Source organism: Vibrio rhizosphaerae (assembly GCF_024347095.1).
Taxonomy (GTDB): domain Bacteria; phylum Pseudomonadota; class Gammaproteobacteria; order Enterobacterales; family Vibrionaceae; genus Vibrio; species Vibrio rhizosphaerae.
In genome coordinates this window covers 2453758-2472545 of the sequence record NZ_AP024903.1, presented here as the reverse complement: position 1 = coordinate 2472545, position 18788 = coordinate 2453758, and the positions used below count along the sequence as shown (strand labels likewise).

Here is an 18788-nt window from a genome sequence, read left to right as displayed (position 1 = left end):
GTGTCTGAATTTGTCATTGAAACCAAGGGACTGTGCAAGCGTTTTGAGCATGTCAGTGCGTTGGATAATATCAATCTCTCCATTCGTCGGGGAGAATTTGTGGCCATTATGGGGGCATCGGGGTCAGGCAAAACCACATTGATGAATATTCTGAGTTGCCTCGATACCGCAACGGAAGGACAGGTGATTCTCGACGGCCAGAACGCAGCGGATTTGGATGAAGACGGACGACGGGCGTTCCGGGCCGAAAAAATTGGCCTGTTGTTTCAGCAATTCCATCTCATCCCTTATCTGACTGCATTAGAGAATGTCATGCTGGCGCAGCATTACCATAGTGTTACAGATATTGATGCTGCCAAAAAAGTACTGGCAGAGGTCGGTCTTGGAGAGCGGATTGATCATTTACCCAGTCAGTTATCGGGCGGGGAGCAGCAGCGGGTCTGTATTGCCCGGGCCTTAGTCAATGAGTGCCCGATACTATTTGCCGATGAGCCGACTGGTAATCTGGATGAAGCGAATGAGCGGATTGTATTGGAGATTTTTCAGCGACTGCATCAACAGAATCGAACCATCATTATGGTCACTCATAACCCGGACTTAGGCCGTTATACCGACCGGATTATTCGCCTGCAACATGGCAAATATATGGGTGAGGAACGTATTCATGAGGGGTAAGCGTATTGGTATCGGTATGCTGATGCTCGCGCTGGCAACGCTCAGCGGCTGTAAGGAGCAGATGCTGGCCGTTGGCGAGCCAGCCCCGGACTTAGCCGTGATGAATACGCATGAGCAGCAGATCACGTTGCAGCAGGCTCGTGGTAAACCGGTCGTTGTTGAGTTTTGGTCATCGACTTGCGGGGCTTGTCTGGTCATGATGAAAGCGTGGCAAGAATACGCGGATGCCCATCCTGACAAAATGCAGTTTATTGGCGTTGGAATTGCACCACAGCCTGAAAACCTCTCTGCTTTTGCAGAGCAGCTAGGTGTGACCTTACCGTTGGGACTTGATCAGCTTGGGATTACGCAAGAACGCTATCAAGTGGTTGGCACCCCAACGACATTCTTTATTGACCGGCATGGCGTGCTCCGAGCCATTCATATGGGATATTCATCCGGGATGGATCTCGACCATTACGTCAATTTGATTCAGGAATAGGGCAAAACAGTGACAAACTTTTTATGGTGGCGCACGGGGTTGATTTGTATGTTGATGACGGTTGCCAGCGCGCCGTTTGCTGCAGCGTCAACCGGGGAAATTGAAGTCGGTAAAGCGGAGATATTTATGCCGCAACGCAATGCCAGTGGTACCGGATCCAAAATGACGATTTATAACCGTTCCGATCAACCGCTGATGATTCGGGCGGTCACAGGTGAACGGTTCAGACAGGTTATGCTCCATACTACGACCTATCAAAGCGGCAAACGTGAGATGCATCCGGTAGACCATATTACAGTTGCAGCACATCAGAAACTTGCCTTAACGCCGAATACGGCACATATCATGCTGATGGGGTTCACCCGCCCGTTGCAGATGGGAGAGCTGGTGAGCCTGATATTGCATACCAATCAAGGCTCGGTAACGGTGATCGCCAGAGTTGTACCGATGTCGATTCGTTAACTTTTTTCAGTTCATGGTCGTTTTTACTGTTTTTTGCAATCAGGATGTCATGGTTCAAAATGAAATATCAATCTTTACTCTCACTGCTCATGCTACCGGGGATCATGTTCCTCGGTGGTTGTTTTGATACTGAAAATCATACTGAATCCGGGCAGAAGGTGTCCGCTGTATCGTCATTGAAAACGCAGCACAATGATATTGTTCGCCGTGATGAGAGGCGGACATTGCTGGATGTCGCCGGTCTCGGCATGGTTCACGATAGTACGGACAATCTGCTGAAGACCTATTTTCATCCGGTCTTGCTGGATATGGAAAATCAGACACTCACGGATGCACCGGATGCAATTCAGCGTTACCGGGACAGCGTGACACATCATACTCAAGTCCGCCAAACGCTGGATGCTGACAATAACCTTGCTCATTTGACGAGCCGCGATCAATCGGTGATGGTTTATATCGTCGAAGGCCCGGCATCAGTCGAGGATGGTTCGAAACAGAGCGGTGTGTCCCACAATATGGAAAAACAGCTGATTGTGCCCATTGAAGGACAGGGCTATCTGTCGATGTTGAAAGGATATCTGTCTTTAGATCTGAAGACGCTGTCGATTCGCCGGATTCGCTTTTATGAACAGGGTGAGACGCCAGCGCTGGGGGGGAAGATTATGACGGATGAGCAGTGGCTGGCGCAGTTTCAGGGGAAGCAGATCCTTGCCGATGGTCAGGCGCGCTTTCGGGTGGCTGACCCCCATGCAAGCACTCAGGACCGCTTCACCATCGATGGTCTGTCTGGCGCAACCAATACCAGCCATAGTGTCGAAAATCTGATGAACTACTGGATGGGGCCGGATGGCTATTATTTTGCGTTAACGTTATTGCAGCAGCGTTATTTGTCAGTGACAAGATAGGAAACCGGATAACCTTTGTGTATAACAACCGTATATGTATAACAATCGTATATGTATAACAACAGTTCCGTGTTACTGATTTGAATAGCAAAGTTAGCGGTTTGTTCTTCACGCGCGACAGAGTATGATGTGCACCATGACAACTACACATCAGGGATCTTTTATGTCTTATCCTCAAACTGCTATTTTGCCAGAGCCCGGACCATTTGCGCTGTATGTCATCTTTAAAGTGAACCAAGAGGCAGCATCGGTCTTGCGTCAGCTACAAGCTTTGCCTGATTTGGTTGAGACACTGAACGCATCTCAGCCCGGTGCCGATCTGTCGCTCTCGATTGCATTTAGCCATCAATTCTGGCAACAGCTTGATGCACCTTTACCGCCGGAATTGGTGGATTTTACGCCATTGGGTCGCGGTAGCATCAATGCGCCGGCAACGGAAGTCGATTTTTTGATTCACGTACACGGTCAGCGCCATGATTTGCTGTTCTATGTGCTGCGTCAGTTGATGCGTGATATTTCCGAGTGGGTGGATATTATCGATGAAACCTACGGGTATCGTTATCTGGATGCAAGAGATATGACCGGGTTCATTGATGGCACTGAGAATCCGAAAGATGAACGCCGTCAGGAAGTAGCACTCATCCATGATGGGGAATTTGCCGGTGGTAGCTATGTCATGATGCAGCGCTTTGTTCACCAGTTACCGGCATGGGAGAGATTAAACATTGCGGCTCAGGAAAAAGTGATCGGCAGAACGAAAGAAGATTCGGTTGAATTGGATGATGTTCCGGTTGCATCTCATGTCGGGCGGGTTGATCTGAAAGAAAATGGTCAGGGGCTGAAGATCCTCCGACACAGTTTACCGTATGGGACGGTGAGTGGCGATCATGGGTTACTCTTCATTGCATATTGCCAGACGTTGCATAACTTCAAAGTCATGTTGGACAGTATGTATGGTGAGCGAGATGGTAAAACGGATCAAATGCTCCGCTTTACACAAGCGATCACCGGGGCGTACTTCTTTGCGCCATCTGCCGGGATGTTGCAGTCACTGACGATTCGACCAATGTAAAAGTCATATCATATAGCTGTACATAATGTGACCGAGCCTGAGTGCTCGGTTTTTTTCACTAAAGATATCCCTGAAAACACCGATAGGGGGAAAATCCTGAGTGATTTTAGGTGAAATTATGGCAATTACAGTCAATACCAATATATCGGCATTGCTGGCTCAGCATTATGTGAATCAGGCAAATAGTGCTTGGGTACAGGCGATGGAGCGTTTATCTTCGGGGTATCGTATCAATCATGCAAGGGATGATGCGGCCGGTTTGCAGATATCGAATCGCTTGGGGACCCAAATGAGCGGGCTGAATGTTGCGGTGAGAAATGCGAATGATGGCATTTCAATTATGCAGACCGCAGAAGGCGCGATGCAGGAGAGTACATCGCTCTTGCAGCGGATGCGTGATCTGGCTTTGCAGTCAGCCAACGGTTCTAATTCTCATGCGGATCGACAGGCTTTGCAGGAAGAATATGTCGCTTTGAATGATGAATTGAATCGCATTGCGGAAACCACATCTTTCGGCGGAAGAAAGTTATTGAACGGGACTTTCGGTACTTCGTCTTTTCAGATCGGCGCGAGCGCCGGAGAAGCAGTACAACTCTCCTTGAGTAGTATGCGTACGGATACGTTTGATATGGGCGGATTTAGCTATCTTGCCCAGAAGAAAACCAAATCCTCGAATTGGCGTGTTCACGCCGATCAGAATCAGCTCACGATGCGCTTTAAGGATGCAGAAGGAGTCGATCAACAGATTGATATTGAAGCGAAAGCGGGGGACGATATTGAGCAGTTAGCCACTTATATCAATGGCCAGACGGATCAGGTCTCAGCTTCGGTCAATGAGCAGGGACAATTGCAGATATTTATGGCTGGCAAAGAGACCTCTGGCACGATTGATTTCAGCGGTTCACTTGCCAGTGAACTGCAAATTGGCGTCATGGATTATGAATCAGTCGCGGATCTTGATATTACTCAAGTCGGTGGTGCCCAACGGGCAGTGTCAGTCCTGGATACCGCGCTATCTTTCGTCGATAAAAACCGGGCTGAACTGGGGGCATTTCAGAATCGCTTCGGACATGCCATCCTGAATTTAGACAATATTCATGAGAATTTAGCGGCTTCCAGAAGCCGTATCCGGGATACGGATTATGCCCGCGAAGCAACTCAGAGTATGAAGCAACAGATCCTGCAACGGGTCAGTATGTCCATTCTGGCGCAAGCCAAAAAACAGCCCAATATGGCTTTGTATCTGTTGAGATAAAACAGCCTGTTAAGATAAAGCGTATCTCATCTGGGGAAGCGTTTTGCAGTAACGCGCAGTTTCTGAGGGAATATACAGTCTATTCTATTTCTCTGGTGAATCATTGTCCTTTCTTGGTGAATCACTTTGCCATTCACATCATATCAATGAGTAGACGGACTGAGAGTTTTGGGTCTGATACGCTAGCTTGCTCCCTCTGACTGATACGTTCAGTCGTCTTTATTTCTGTGCTGCCTGAGATGGCGTGACAATGATTATGATCATTGCCGTGTGAGCATGGGGCGCGATAACAGGAAAGGATAAAAGAGATAAACCGCCTTGAATTGCATGGCTTTGCGATGGTTGATTGGCTGCGGTGAAAAAATAAAAAATGTTAATTATCGTCCGATTCGAACACATCTTTAGCAAAAAGTGTGATGAATTTGATCCGCTGCCCACTCCTTGCGCAATTGGCCTTTTTACTGAAAAAAATTAAAAAAAATCCTTAAGATTTTCCCGCCTGCGTCGTTAATAAAAGTAACTTTGAGAGAGCTACTTGGTTTTCCGAGACGTCGGAAACCGGAAACATCGGAAAATCAATTGGAGAAGTCATCATGGCAGTGAATGTAAACACAAACGTATCAGCAATGACCGCACAACGTTACCTGAATTCTGCAACACAAGCTCAGAATACATCAATGGAACGTTTATCATCAGGCTTTAAAATCAATAGCGCGAAAGATGATGCTGCGGGTCTACAAATTTCTAACCGCTTGAGTGTACAAAGTCGCGGTTTAGATGTCGCCGTACGCAACGCGAATGATGGTATCTCTATTGCGCAAACCGCTGAAGGGGCAATGAACGAAACCACTAACATTCTGCAACGGATGCGTGACTTGTCACTCCAGTCTGCGAATGGTTCGAACTCTAAATCTGAGCGCAAAGCGATTCAAGAAGAAGTCACAGCACTGAATGATGAATTGAATCGGATCGCAGAGACAACCTCGTTTGGTGGTAATAAACTGTTAAACGGTACGTTCCAGACAAAATCCTTCCAGATTGGTGCTGACAGTGGTGAAGCTGTTATGCTCAACCTGAGAAATATGCGCAGCGATAATCATCAGATGGGTGGTACTAGCTATGTCGCAGAAAATGGTAAGGATAAAGATTGGACAGTTCAGGCCGGGCAGAATGATCTTCAGATCAATCTGGTCGATAAAGATGGGCAAGAGCAAAATATTTCTATCTCTGCCAAAGCCGGGGATGATATTGAAGAACTGGCAACTTACATCAATGGTCAGACAGATGCTGTTAAAGCCTCGGTTGACCAAGACGGCAAACTACAAATCTTTGCTGGTAATAACAAAGTCAATGGTGATGTGACATTTGGTGGCGCACTAGCCGGTGAGTTAGGCATTGGCGAAGGGAAAGATGTGACCGTCGATACCATTGATGTCACTTCTATCGGTGGCGCACAACAATCGGTTGCTATCATTGACTCAGCATTGAAGTATGTCGATAGTCACCGTGCTGAACTGGGTGCATTCCAGAACCGATTCAACCATGCAATCAGTAACTTGGATAACATCAATGAGAATGTGAATGCATCGAAGAGCCGAATCAAAGATACCGATTTTGCCAAAGAAACAACGGCATTGACCAAGTCTCAGATTTTGGGTCAGGCATCAAGTTCGATTCTGGCACAGGCCAAACAAGCACCAAACGCAGCCTTGAGTCTGCTTGGCTAAGCCATCGATACATCAACAGACCTTGTTTAAAAATCCAGCTGCGGCTGGATTTTTTTTGGATCAAGAATCATTATTAAGACGATAAATTTTGAAGTGATTCACACTTTTTTTACACAATGGGCAGATTGAATAAAAAAATTAAAAATTTCCTAAAGGATATAGATTGTTCGCCGTTAACCAGATTGAGAGAAATGAGATGTGTGAAAGTGAGGTGAGAGACACGGCAGCACATCAACTATCCGTTAAAGGAGATCAATATGCCAATTAGTGTAAATACCAATATCTCGGGGATGACCGCGCAGCGTTATTTGAATAATGCTGCGGATAGTGCTCAGAAATCAATGGAGCGACTATCTTCCGGTTACCGTATTAACAGTGCGAAAGATGATGCCGCTGGTTTGCAAATTTCGAATCGCTTAACCTCGCAAAGTCGCGGGTTAGACATGGCGGTGAGAAATGCGAATGATGGTATCTCCATTGCACAAACTGCTGAAGGTGCAATGAATGAGACGACCTCTATCTTGCAGCGGATGCGGGATCTGTCTCTGCAATCTTCGAATGGCTCGAACTCGAGCTCGGAGCGTAAGGCGATTCAGGAAGAAGTTTCAGCATTGAATGATGAGCTGAACCGGATTGCTGAAACGACATCATTCGGAGGAAATAAACTCCTCAACGGTACTTTTGGCAGCAAATCTTTTCAGATTGGTGCTGATTCGGGTGAAGCCGTATCTTTAACCATGGGTAATATGCGTACCGATACCAAAGACATGGGTGGTCGGGCATATGTTGCACAAGAAGGAAAAGCACCGGACTGGACGGTCTCCAACGCAACCGATCTGACCTTGAGTTATACTAACAAGGAAGGTGAAGCGCAAGAGTTGACCATTAATGCAAAAACCGGAGACGATCTGGAAGAGGTTGCAACTTACATTAATGGGCAGAATAGTGATATTCAGGCTTCTGTCGGAGATGATGGTAAATTACAGTTATTCGCGTCTTCGCAAAAAGTGACTGGTGATGTCACCATTGGTGGCGGACTGGGATCTGAAATCGGTTTCGGTGAAGGTCAGGATATGAATGTCCAGAGTGTTGATGTCTCGACTATCGGTGGTTCTCAGCTGGCGGTTGCGGTCATTGACGGTGCGCTGAAATCGGTAGATAGTCAGCGTGCTTCTCTCGGGGCTTTCCAAAACCGTTTCGGACATGCAATCAGTAACCTTGAAAATATTAACGAAAACGTGAATGCATCACGGAGTCGCATTAAAGATACTGACTATGCAAAAGAAACAACGCAGATGACCAAGTCGCAAATTCTGCAGCAGGCAAGTACCTCGGTACTGGCGCAGGCGAAGCAGGCTCCATCTGCAGCTCTTAGTCTATTGGGGTAATCGACGGACTATTTTGAGCTTGGGGTCAAAGTAGTCTGATGATTTGAACCCAATGAGGTGGAAGGGAGATTGTTATGGAAGTTTCGTCCTACACATCGAACATCCAGCCTTACGGCTCACAAAATGGCACTAAAATTGCTTCAGAAAGTGACAGTAATAGTGCAAGAAGTGTTTCTGTGAATAAAGACGCAGAACGAATGGATAAACTTGCCGAAGAGATGAAAGAGCGGCAAGCGGATTCCGCTCAGACAGTGGAAAAACTGTCAAAAGAGCGGAAACGGATTAATGAAGAACAACGAGCCAAGGTGATGGAGCAAATGCATGAATTTGTTTCTTCACTCAATAAAGGGTTGGCGTTCCGAGTTGATGAAGAGTCCGGACGTGATGTAGTAACGATTTACGAAGCCGATACCGGTGATGTAATTCGTCAAATTCCGGAAGAAGAGATACTTGTTGTCTTGCGACGCTTGGCCAGAGATCAAGATCATCGATCTGGTCTTTTGATGACCAAAGTGTAATGTTATTTTGAGGTGATTGGATGAGTCTGGGCCCGTTAGGGATGAATTCTGGCATGGATATTAATTCCATGGTTCGCAAAATTGTCGATTCGGAGCGTGTTCCCAAGCAGCAACGGATCGATAATCAGCGGACACAAAATAATGCCAGTATTAGTGCCTACGGTCGGCTCAGAGAGTCGTTGGACACGATGAAAACGCTGATGACGAATTTTCGTCAGGAAAAAGCGTTTGCATTGCGAAAAGTTGATACGACCAATGAACATGTCGTTTCAGCAACCGCGACTACCGATGCCATAGCAGGAAGATACGCTATCGATGTGTTGCAGCTTGCCCAAAGTCATAAAGTCGCATCTGACGTTTTTGCGGAAGATGAGAAATTTGGGCCGGGTAAGCTGCATATTTCACTCGGTAACCGTAGTTTTACCGTGGATATTCAATCGCATTCGCACCTGAAAGATGTCGTGAACGGCATTAATGCTGCGAAGGGAAATCCAGGGGTTCGGGCCTCGGTTATTAATGATATCGACGGGCCTCGTCTCATTATCGCTTCAAACCAATCCGGTCAGGAGAATAAAATCCAGATAGGGGTTGATGCACCGAAGGGAAGCAGTTTAAAAAAACTGGAATATAAAACGCTGGAGCAACGGGTTAAGGATTTAGAAAAAGCACGTTCTCAGGCACAACAACTCATCACACCTCTCACGCCAGAACAACAAAAAATCGCCGGGAAAGTTGCCGAAAAATTAGAAACGGCCGCCAGAGCGGTCGATCAGTCTGTTGCCGATGAGATTCGTCAAGCGGCTGAAAAAGTACAATCGAGTGATGCTCCAACGGGCGAGCTCTCTGATTCTGCTGCCAGTGCCGCCGCTGATGCGGCGAAAAAAGCCCAAGATTATGTGCGTCCTGAAGACCGGATCCCCGGCTGGTCAGAGACCGCGTCCGGGACATTGTTAGACTCTTATCAGGAGCCACAACCGGAGCTGGATCAAAATGCCATCGATAAGTCAGCAGATGTCCCCGGATGGTCAAATACTGCATCGGGAACATTATATGACTCCTATGTCACACCAAAAGAAGCCAAAGCGAAACTACAAGACAAGTTAGCGCAGGAAGAAGCTAATATTGAAGCTGCGGTTCGCTCCGGTCAAATGACCCCTGAGGAAGCAAAAGCACAAGAACGTGCGAAGTTATCACCTGAAGAGCGGGCTTATATTGAAAAAGTGGAAAAAGTTCAGTCTGAACTGCAAGCCGCTCAGGATGCGTTCGACGCTTATCAGGGAATGTCAGAAGTTCAATCTGCACAGGATGCGAAAGTCATGCTGGATGGGGTTGCGACCCTTTCAAGTAATAATAACGTGATTGAAAATGCGATTGATGGTGTTAATTTAACGGTCAAAGGCAAAACCAAAGCTAATCAGCCGCCGGCAGAAATTGATATTGAGTATGACAGGGATACGGTTAAAGATGATATCCACAAGTTCGTCGACGCATACAATCAGTTCTATCAGCTGTCGAAAGAGCTATCAAATGTTGATCCTCAAACCGGACAGGCGGGACCGTTGGCAGGAGATAGTGTGGTTCGGAATGCCGATTCGCGGCTAAAGCGGGTTTTTTCTTCTCAGATTAATCAGGCGCCTGAAAATTTAAAAACACTCACGGAGTTTGGCATTACAACGACTCGGCAGGGGACGTTGGAAATCAACGAAGATATGCTGACCCGGCAACTGAACAACAATTTTAATAAACTGGGTGAGTTTTTTGGTGGCCGGGATGGTTTTGCCAAAAGAATTGAAGATGCAATTCAGGGAATGACGGGGGTTACCGGTTCTCTGCGTACTCGAGAAAAGAGTATGGTTGAACAGAATCATCGCTTGGATGATGATCAACAGGCATTAGATCGCCGCATGACGACATTGGAACAGCGTACCCATGATAAGTTTCTGGCGATGCAGGATGCCACAAGTAAAATGCAAAGCCAGCTGTCAGGAATGATGAATGCATTAGGTTCGTCAAATGGATAAATACCTGAACCAACTAAGTGATATTGATCACGAAATCAGTGAGCGACTTCAGGAAGAAGAAATAAACACTGAAGTTATTCATCACTTAGTCGATAAAAGGGATCAGATATTGCAGGTATTGGTTCAGGAAGCGTCAGAAAATCAACAGTTCTCGCGTTCAGAGCCATGGCAGTATGCAATCGAACGTACCCAACGACTTGTTGAAGAGATGCAACTGAAAACCTCAGGTATCGGTCATTCACTGAAAAAGTACCGATATGGCAATAAATCTGTTCAGCAGTACAAGAAGTTTTTATGAAAGAGGAAGACTATGCGTGGTTCTTTACAGGCTTACAAAAAAGTATCAGTGGACAGCCAGCTCAGTGCTGCCTCACCACATAAAGTCGTACAGATGCTGATGGCTGGCGCGATTGAGCGACTGATACAGGGCAAAGCAGCGATGATACAAGGCAATATTCCTGTCAAAGGTGAACGTTTAGGGAAAGCCTTAGACATCATCATCAGCCTACGGAGTTGTTTGTCGATGGAAGATGGTGGGGATATTGCCCGAAATCTGGATCAGCTTTACGAATTCGTGATCACGCAGATCACGCAGGCAAATCATCTCAATGAACCAGAGATGCTGGATGATGTAATTGATATCATTCGAGAAATTAAATCAGCTTGGGATCAGATTCCTTCAGAGTATCATCATCTCACTTCCTCTGAAGTCGGCGCGTAAGTTTTATTGGAAGCATCTCACTCAATCGATGATTGAGTGGTGCCTCCGTATTGCCATATTTTTTGAATTCAATAGAATAGAGGCCACTATCACTATAGATTAGTGGCTTTTTTGTTGCTGGTGGTTTGAATTTTTGTCTATGTTTATTCTAGAGAATGGATCAATCATATCTCATATGACCAATGTAGAAATTCAACGGTAACAATAACCTAATGGATAAAGGCAAATATACTTACCTATGCAAGGTTTAGCGAAACTGCTCGTGATTGAGGATAATCCTGCAATTCGTCAGCAAATCAGTATTATTTTAGATTTTGTCGGTGAGCCTTGCGAGGTAATCGAATCGTCTCAGTTTGAACAGATTGATTGGTCTGATGTATGGGCCGGTTGTCTGTTTGGTTCATTGCAAAGCGGACATCTGTCGGAGACGGTGCAGCGGCGATTACAGGACATCAGTCATATCCCTCTGTTGATGATGGGTCAACAGCCTTACTCTCTGGAATCATTCTCCAATTATGTTGGTGAGCTTGATTTTCCACTCAATTATCCTCAATTGGCTGAAGCGCTGAGGCATTGTAAGGATTTTCTGGGTCGTAAAGGTATTTCAATATTCACATCAGGACGTAAAACGACGCTGTTCAGAAGTCTGGTCGGTCAGAGTTCTGGTGTGCAAGAAGTCCGCCATTTGATTGAACAGGTTTCAGGCACCGATGCCAACGTGCTGATTCTCGGTGAATCCGGTACAGGCAAAGAAGTGGTGGCGCGAAATGTTCATTATCATTCCCCTCGCCGTAATGGGCCTTTTGTGCCGATTAACTGTGGTGCGATTCCTGCCGATTTATTGGAAAGTGAACTATTCGGACATGAAAAAGGTGCATTCACCGGTGCTCTGACGGCGCGCAAAGGGCGCTTTGAACTGGCTGAAGGCGGCACGTTGTTTCTGGATGAAATCGGTGATATGCCGATGGCAATGCAGGTGAAGTTGCTACGGGTGTTGCAAGAACGCTGTTTTGAACGGGTTGGCGGTAATGCCACGATTAAAGTCAACGTGCGTGTGATTGCAGCAACGCATCGCAATCTGGAATCGATGATCGATAAAGAATTGTTTCGCGAAGACCTCTATTACCGATTGAATGTTTTTCCGATTGAAATGCCAGCCTTGAAAGCGCGTAAAGACGACATTCCTTTGTTAATTCAGGAATTGCTGACACGCATGGAATCCGAAGGTGCTTCTCCTATTTGTTTTACACCGAGAGCAATTCAGTCGCTGATGGAACACGATTGGCCGGGAAATGTGCGGGAATTAGCGAATCTGGTTGAACGGATGATCATTCTCTTCCCCAATAGCTTGATTGACGTTAATCATTTGCCAACCAAATATCGCTACAGCGATATCCCGGAATTTCAACCGGAGGTCAGTCGTTATAGTAGTATTGAAGAGCAGGAAAGGGATGTTCTGGCAGACATTTTTTCCGAGGATTTTCAACTCAGTGATATTGAGCAAGATTTGATGAACAATATCAATGCGCCTCAGTCGTTGCCCCCGGAAGGTGTCAATTTGAAGGAGTTGTTGGCAGAACTTGAAGTGAATCTGATTAATCAGGCTTTAGATGCTCAAGACGGCGTGGTTGCCCGTGCAGCAGATATGCTAGGCATGCGCAGAACGACACTGGTTGAAAAAATGAAAAAATACAATATGAACCGTTAAACGTCAGAAAACAGTCAATATATTGTCGTCACATTTTCTTTGTTAATGTAATAATTTGAATTTTATATAGAAAATAGTCTGGAACGCTTTTTGCTTTTCAGGCTATTGTTGTTTTTACAGAACAGAAAACGAATATGCAAGAATCTCAGGCGCAACAGCTTTCTCATCTCGATTCAATAGAAGATCAGGTTGAACGATATAAACAGGTATTGGATGTCATGCCTGCTGGCGTGATCTTATTGGATACTCAGGGCATTGTCCGTGAGGCCAATCCGGAGGCGATTCGATTATTGGAAATTCCATTGGTTGGTGAACGCTGGTACGCCGTGATTCAGTCTGCTTTTGCACCCAAAGAAGACGATGGGCACGAAATATCGCTGCGGAATGGCAGAAAAGTACGGTTAGCCATTTCAGCATCGTCAACCGGTCAGCTGATTCTCATTACCGATTTAACTGAAACGCGCCTGCTGCAGGCTAGGGTGAGTGATTTACAGCGGCTTTCCTCGTTAGGACGAATGGTTGCGTCCCTGGCCCATCAGGTTCGTACCCCTTTATCGAGTGCTATGCTTTATGCGTCGAACCTTGCTGCACCTCAATTACCTGTAGCAACCCGGGAGCGTTTTCAGACCAAGTTGATGGATCGGTTGCATGATCTGGATAAACAGGTCAATGACATGTTGCTATTTGCGAAAGGGGGCGACAATAAAGTCGTGAAACCTTTTACACTTGATGAGCTTGTTCAGGAATTTTATCCGATGGTCGAAACCGCGATACAAAGTCATCAAATCGACTACGGACAGGAAGTTGAACATCCGGAGACGGCGCTGCTGGGAAATCCCAATGCAATTGCTTCAGCGTTGAGTAATTTGGTCATGAATGCGATTCAGAATACGGGGAAGGGGGCTCAGATCGATGTGTTCTTCCGACCGGTTCAGAACCTGTTGAAGATTTCTGTTCAGGATAATGGTCCGGGTATTCCGGCAGCGATGCAAAATAAAATTATGGAGCCTTTTTTTACCACACGTTCTCAGGGAACGGGGTTAGGGCTTGCGGTGGTTCAGATGGTTTGTCGTGCACACGATGGCCATCTAGACTTGATTTCTGAAGAGGGGGATGGGGCATGTTTCACGATGTGTCTTCCTCTGGAGCGGACGGTTTCTCATAAGAATTCAGAGACAGGAGAGTAATCATGGCTCAGAGCAAAGTATTAATTGTTGAAGATGATGAAGGTTTGCGCGAGGCATTGGTGGATACCTTAGCTCTGGCCGGTTATGAATGGGTCGAAGCGGATTGTGCTGAAGAGGCGCTGGTAAAGCTAAAGTCAGAGGCGGTTGACATTGTTGTCTCTGATGTACAAATGGCGGGCATGGGGGGCTTGGCACTGCTGAGAAATATCAAACAGCACTGGCCGAATCTCCCGGTATTACTTATGACTGCGTATGCCAATATTGAAGATGCCGTTGCTGCGATGAAAGAAGGTGCCATTGATTATATGGCGAAACCATTTGCGCCTGAAGTGTTGCTGAATATGGTCAGCCGTTACGCGCCGGTGAAGTCTGATGACAATGGTGATGCGGTTGTTGCTGATGAGAAAAGTGTGAAATTACTGGCTTTGGCGGAAAAAGTCGCGAAAACCGATGCAAATGTCATGATCTTAGGCCCAAGTGGTTCCGGGAAAGAAGTGATGTCCCGCTATATTCACAATGCTTCATTGCGTAAAGATGGCCCTTTTATTGCGATCAACTGTGCTGCTATTCCGGATAACATGCTGGAAGCGACCCTGTTTGGTTATGAAAAAGGTGCTTTTACCGGCGCGATTCAGGCCTGTCCCGGTAAATTTGAGCAGGCACAGGGCGGAACGATTCTGCTCGATGAAATCAGTGAAATGGATTTGAACCTTCAGGCGAAGTTACTACGGGTACTGCAGGAAAGAGAAGTTGAACGGTTGGGCAGCCGGAAAAGTATTCAGTTGGATGTCAGAGTGCTTGCGACCAGTAACCGGGATTTAAAAAGTTATGTTCAGGAAGGTGAATTCCGTGAAGATTTATACTACCGCCTGAATGTATTCCCAATTTCCTGGCCGGCACTACGAGAGCGTCGGGATGACATCGAACCTTTGGCAAAACATCTGGTGGAACGTCATTGTAAGAAACTGGGGATCGCGATGCCCCGGATTGCGCCGTCGGCTGTAGAAAAACTCCTGTCTTATCCGTGGCCCGGCAATGTCCGAGAATTGGATAATGTGATTCAGAGAGCTTTGATTTTGAGTGAAAACGGCAATATCGACGAAGAACATATCCTATTAGAAGGCGTCGATTGGAAGGATGCGGGTAGCTTGCAGCGATTGGTTGAAAGTGAACAACCATACTCGACATCACAATCGGTTGAACCACCGACTGTCAAAACTGTGGCTCATAGTGAGATGAACGGACATCCATCCAGCATTTCTGATTTGGGTGGAGAACTTCGCGACCAAGAATATTCCATCATTCTGGAAACCCTGATTGCCTGTAAGGGGCGGCGGAAAGAGATGGCTGAACGCCTTGGTATCAGCCCGAGAACCTTGCGCTATAAGTTGGCGAAGATGCGTGATGCCGGGATTGATATTCCGGGATAAAGGTCATTTTTCAAATGGCACACTAATTGCTGGATCATAGATAAGCAACGACTATACGAGTCAAAGAATTGGCTATCAGTGGGGGAACTTATGAGACTAGATGGATTACAGACTGAAATGCAGTCAATGATACAGGAAGCCAGCGGCAAACCAATGGCACCAACCGGACAGTCAGTGAGTGCTGACTTTGGTGATCTGCTTAGCAAAGCAATTCATAATGTCAACGGACTACAACAGACATCCAGCAATTTGCAAACCCGTTTTGATCGCGGTGATGAAGGTGTGTCGCTGTCCGATGTGATGATTGCCAGAAATAAAGCAAGTGTTGCATTTGATGCAACCGTACAGGTTCGGAATAAGCTCGTTGATGCTTATAAAGAACTGATGAACATGCCGGTTTAACTTTGACGTTTCGGTATCCATTTTGAAGGATTGTAGGTAAGTAACGTGGCCGAAGATAACCAATCGACAGACCTGACTTTAAGCGACGGTGGTGCACTTTCCGCAGATACGGATTTGCCCGTCGAGCATCAGGATCCTGATTTGGATGAGAAAAGTTCATCTCGTTTCGATTTTGCCGTCGGTGATTTAGACCTGATTCGTCAGGTTGTTCTCGTCCTCTCTATCTCCATTTGTGTCGCTTTGATTATGATGCTGTTTTTCTGGGTCAAAGAGCCAGAAATGCGGCCACTGGGAGCCTATGACACTGAAGAATTGATCCCGATTCTCGATTACCTCGATCAAAGCAAGAAAGAATACAAACTCGATGGCAATACGATTCTGGTTCCGGTGACTGAATACAGCGGGCTCAAACTGGATTTAGCCCGGGCAGGTCTGAATCAGGATAAACAGGCCGGTGATGATATCCTGCTTCAGGATATGGGCTTTGGGGTATCACAGCGTCTTGAAATCGAGCGGTTAAAACTGAGCCGTGAGCGTCAGTTAGCCAAAGCCATTGAAGCGATGAATCAGGTGCGAAAAGCCCGCGTATTACTCGCAATGCCAAAATCAAGTGTGTTCGTCCGCCAGAACCAAGAAGCGTCTGCATCGGTTTTTCTGACACTGAGAACGGGTGCTAATCTGAAACAGGAAGAAATCGATTCAATTGTTGATATGGTTGCCAGTGCCGTTCCGGGGATGAAAACCACCCGTATTACGGTCACCGATCAACATGGTCGCCTGCTCAATTCAGGTTCTGCCGACCCCGTTTCAACGGCACGTCGTAAAGAGCAGGAGTTAGAACGTAAGCAGGAACAAGCACTCAAAGACAAAATTGATTCAGTGCTGATCCCGATTCTCGGTCTGGGTCAGTATACGGCACAGGTCGATGTGGAAATGGACTTTAGTGCCATTGAGCAAACCAGCCGTCAGTTTGATCCGCAAAAACCATCCACCCGCAGCGAATACACGCTGGAAGATTATAACAATGCCAATGTTGTCGCCGGCGTTCCGGGGGCGTTGAGTAACCAGCCTCCTGCGGACTCTTCGATTCCTGAAGATGTGGCCCAAATGAAAGATGGATCGACGTTAGGTCAAGGGTCGGTTCATAAAGAAGCAACGCGGAATTACGAATTGAACACGACGGTGAGCCATGAGCGGAAACAGACCGGTGTGATTAATCGTCAGACGGTATCCGTGGCAATTAAAGATCGTGAAGTCGTTAATCCCGATACCGGCGACATCACCTATGAGCCTCTGTCTGACAGTCAGTTAAAAGCCGTACGTCAGGTGTTGATTGGTGCAATTGGCTATAATGAACAACGAGGCGATTTACTCAATGTCTTAAGTATGCAATTTGCCAAACCTGAAGTGGAACAGCTCACGGATGTACCGATTTGGGAAAATCCGAACTTTGGCGACTGGATCCGCTGGTTGGCAAGTGCGTTAGTGATTATTGTCGTGATCCTGGTGTTGGTGCGTCCGGCAATGAAAAAACTTATCAACCCTGCCAGTGAAGATGAAGACCAGCTGTATGGTCCGGATGGATTACCAATTGGCGCCGACGGTGAAACCAGCCTGATTGGTGAAGATATTGAGGCGGGTGATCTCTTCGAATTCGGTTCGACCATTGACTTACCGAATTTACATAAAGATGAAGATGTGCTGAAAGCGGTTCGGGCGCTGGTCGCCAATGAGCCGGAACTGGCGGCTCAGGTTGTGAAAAATTGGATGATGAACGATGGCTGATGAGAAAGAAAAAGGCGGTGATCTGGTCCCTCAAGAGATTGATATCGCGTCAATTAGTGGCGATGAAAAAGCTGCAATCCTTTTGTTGAGTCTCAATGAAGAAGATGCTGCCGGTATCATTCGTCATCTGGAACCGAAGCAGGTGCAGCGTGTCGGGAGTGCCATGGCTCGTTCTAGTGAACTGAGTCAGGGAAAAGTCAGTGCCGTGCATCGCGCATTTCTGGAAGATATTCAGAAATACACCAATATCGGGATGGGCAGTGAAGACTTCATGCGTAATGCCTTGATTGCAGCCTTAGGTGAAGACAAAGCCAATAATCTGGTCGATCAAATTCTGCTTGGTACCGGGTCAAAAGGTCTGGACTCACTGAAATGGATGGACCCTCGTCAGGTTGCCAGCATTATTGTCAATGAGCACCCGCAGATCCAGACGATTGTATTGTCTTATCTGGAGCCGGATCAATCGGCTGAAATTTTGGCACAGTTTGCTGAACGGGACCGATTGGACTTGATGATGCGGATCGCCAATCTGGAAGAAGTACAGCCATCGGCCTTGGCAGAATTGAATGAAATTATGGAGAAACAGTTTGCCGGACAAGCCGGGGCACAAGCTGCGAAAATTGGTGGTCTGAAAGCGGCTGCCGATATTATGAACTACTTGGATAACAACGTTGAAGGCATTCTGATGGAGCAAATGCGTGATCAGGATGAAGATTTGGCAACGCAAATTCAGGATTTGATGTTTGTCTTTGAAAACCTCGCTGAAGTGGATGATCAGGGGATCCAAAAACTATTGCGCGATGTGCCGCAGGATGTCTTGCAGAAAGCGCTCAAAGGTGCGGATGACACCCTGAAAGAAAAAATCTTCAAAAATATGTCTAAACGTGCGGCCGAAATGCTCAAAGATGATCTGGAAGCGATGCCGCCAATCAAAGTCTCGGATGTGGAAGCTGCACAGAAAGAAATTCTGGCGATTGCCCGCAGAATGGCTGACAACGGTGAAATCATGTTGTCGGGTGGTGCGGATGAATTCCTCTGATCGGTTGATTTA

The 18788-nt window shown here is 46.6% G+C and carries 18 protein-coding genes; all 18 read left to right on the top strand.

Features of this window, described 5'->3' with window-relative positions; all coding sequences use genetic code 11:
• The 18 genes from OCV37_RS10660 (at position 1) to fliG (ending at position 18776) form a co-directional block, all read left to right on the top strand.
• Complete coding sequence (locus OCV37_RS10660; RefSeq protein WP_038183711.1) at positions 1-675, top strand: ABC transporter ATP-binding protein; 675 nt, start codon at positions 1-3, stop codon at positions 673-675.
• Positions 665-1156, top strand: a complete 492-nt coding sequence (locus OCV37_RS10655) for a TlpA family protein disulfide reductase (RefSeq protein ID WP_038183714.1) — start codon at positions 665-667, stop codon at positions 1154-1156. The genes OCV37_RS10660 and OCV37_RS10655 overlap by 11 nt, the downstream gene beginning before the upstream one ends.
• Positions 1157-1165: 9 nt before the next feature.
• Entirely contained in the window at positions 1166-1618 is a 453-nt protein-coding gene (locus OCV37_RS10650) for a copper chaperone PCu(A)C (RefSeq protein WP_038183716.1), read from the top strand.
• A 59-nt stretch (positions 1619-1677) separates the two neighbouring features.
• Positions 1678-2523, top strand: coding sequence for an FMN-binding protein (locus tag OCV37_RS10645; RefSeq protein ID WP_038183718.1), 846 nt, complete (start codon positions 1678-1680; stop codon positions 2521-2523).
• A gap of 163 nt (positions 2524-2686) precedes the next feature.
• Positions 2687-3595, top strand: a complete 909-nt coding sequence (locus tag OCV37_RS10640; protein WP_038183720.1) for a Dyp-type peroxidase — start codon at positions 2687-2689, stop codon at positions 3593-3595.
• A gap of 118 nt (positions 3596-3713) precedes the next feature.
• Positions 3714-4850 (top strand): flagellin, encoded by a 1137-nt coding sequence (locus OCV37_RS10635; RefSeq protein WP_038183968.1) that lies wholly within the window; start codon positions 3714-3716, stop codon positions 4848-4850.
• Positions 4851-5443: 593 nt separating this feature from the next.
• On the top strand, positions 5444-6577 hold the full coding sequence (locus tag OCV37_RS10630) for a flagellin (protein WP_038183721.1): 1134 nt from the start codon (positions 5444-5446) through the stop codon (positions 6575-6577).
• A 257-nt stretch (positions 6578-6834) separates the two neighbouring features.
• The gene (locus OCV37_RS10625) at positions 6835-7965 is read left to right on the top strand and encodes a flagellin (RefSeq protein WP_038183723.1); all 1131 of its coding nucleotides are present in this window, start codon (positions 6835-6837) and stop codon (positions 7963-7965) included.
• Positions 7966-8039: 74 nt separating this feature from the next.
• Complete coding sequence (gene flaG / locus OCV37_RS10620) at positions 8040-8483, top strand: flagellar protein FlaG (protein WP_038183725.1); 444 nt, start codon at positions 8040-8042, stop codon at positions 8481-8483.
• 20 nt (positions 8484-8503) lie between these two features.
• Complete coding sequence (gene fliD, locus OCV37_RS10615; RefSeq protein WP_038183729.1) at positions 8504-10504, top strand: flagellar filament capping protein FliD; 2001 nt, start codon at positions 8504-8506, stop codon at positions 10502-10504.
• The gene (locus tag OCV37_RS10610; protein WP_038183732.1) at positions 10497-10802 is read left to right on the top strand and encodes a flagellar rod protein FlaI; all 306 of its coding nucleotides are present in this window, start codon (positions 10497-10499) and stop codon (positions 10800-10802) included. The genes fliD and OCV37_RS10610 overlap by 8 nt, the downstream gene beginning before the upstream one ends.
• Positions 10803-10814: 12 nt before the next feature.
• Complete coding sequence (fliS, locus tag OCV37_RS10605) at positions 10815-11225, top strand: flagellar export chaperone FliS (protein ID WP_038183735.1); 411 nt, start codon at positions 10815-10817, stop codon at positions 11223-11225.
• A 238-nt stretch (positions 11226-11463) separates the two neighbouring features.
• Positions 11464-12933 carry a sigma-54 dependent transcriptional regulator gene (locus OCV37_RS10600; protein WP_038183738.1) on the top strand — a complete coding sequence of 490 codons (1470 nt, stop codon included), beginning with the start codon at positions 11464-11466 and terminating at the stop codon, positions 12931-12933.
• A 134-nt stretch (positions 12934-13067) separates the two neighbouring features.
• Positions 13068-14120 carry a sensor histidine kinase gene (locus tag OCV37_RS10595; RefSeq protein WP_038183740.1) on the top strand — a complete coding sequence of 351 codons (1053 nt, stop codon included), beginning with the start codon at positions 13068-13070 and terminating at the stop codon, positions 14118-14120.
• Between the two features lie 2 nt (positions 14121-14122).
• Positions 14123-15550: a sigma-54-dependent transcriptional regulator gene (locus OCV37_RS10590; RefSeq protein WP_038183743.1), complete on the top strand. Its 1428-nt coding sequence runs from the start codon at positions 14123-14125 to the stop codon at positions 15548-15550.
• A gap of 90 nt (positions 15551-15640) precedes the next feature.
• Positions 15641-15952 (top strand): flagellar hook-basal body complex protein FliE, encoded by a 312-nt coding sequence (gene fliE, locus OCV37_RS10585; protein ID WP_038183746.1) that lies wholly within the window; start codon positions 15641-15643, stop codon positions 15950-15952.
• Between the two features lie 45 nt (positions 15953-15997).
• Positions 15998-17737, top strand: coding sequence for a flagellar basal-body MS-ring/collar protein FliF (gene fliF, locus OCV37_RS10580; protein ID WP_038183749.1), 1740 nt, complete (start codon positions 15998-16000; stop codon positions 17735-17737).
• Positions 17730-18776, top strand: a complete 1047-nt coding sequence (gene fliG / locus OCV37_RS10575) for a flagellar motor switch protein FliG (RefSeq protein ID WP_038183752.1) — start codon at positions 17730-17732, stop codon at positions 18774-18776. Before fliF ends, fliG begins: the two co-directional genes overlap by 8 nt.
• Positions 18777-18788 lie beyond the last annotated feature (12 nt).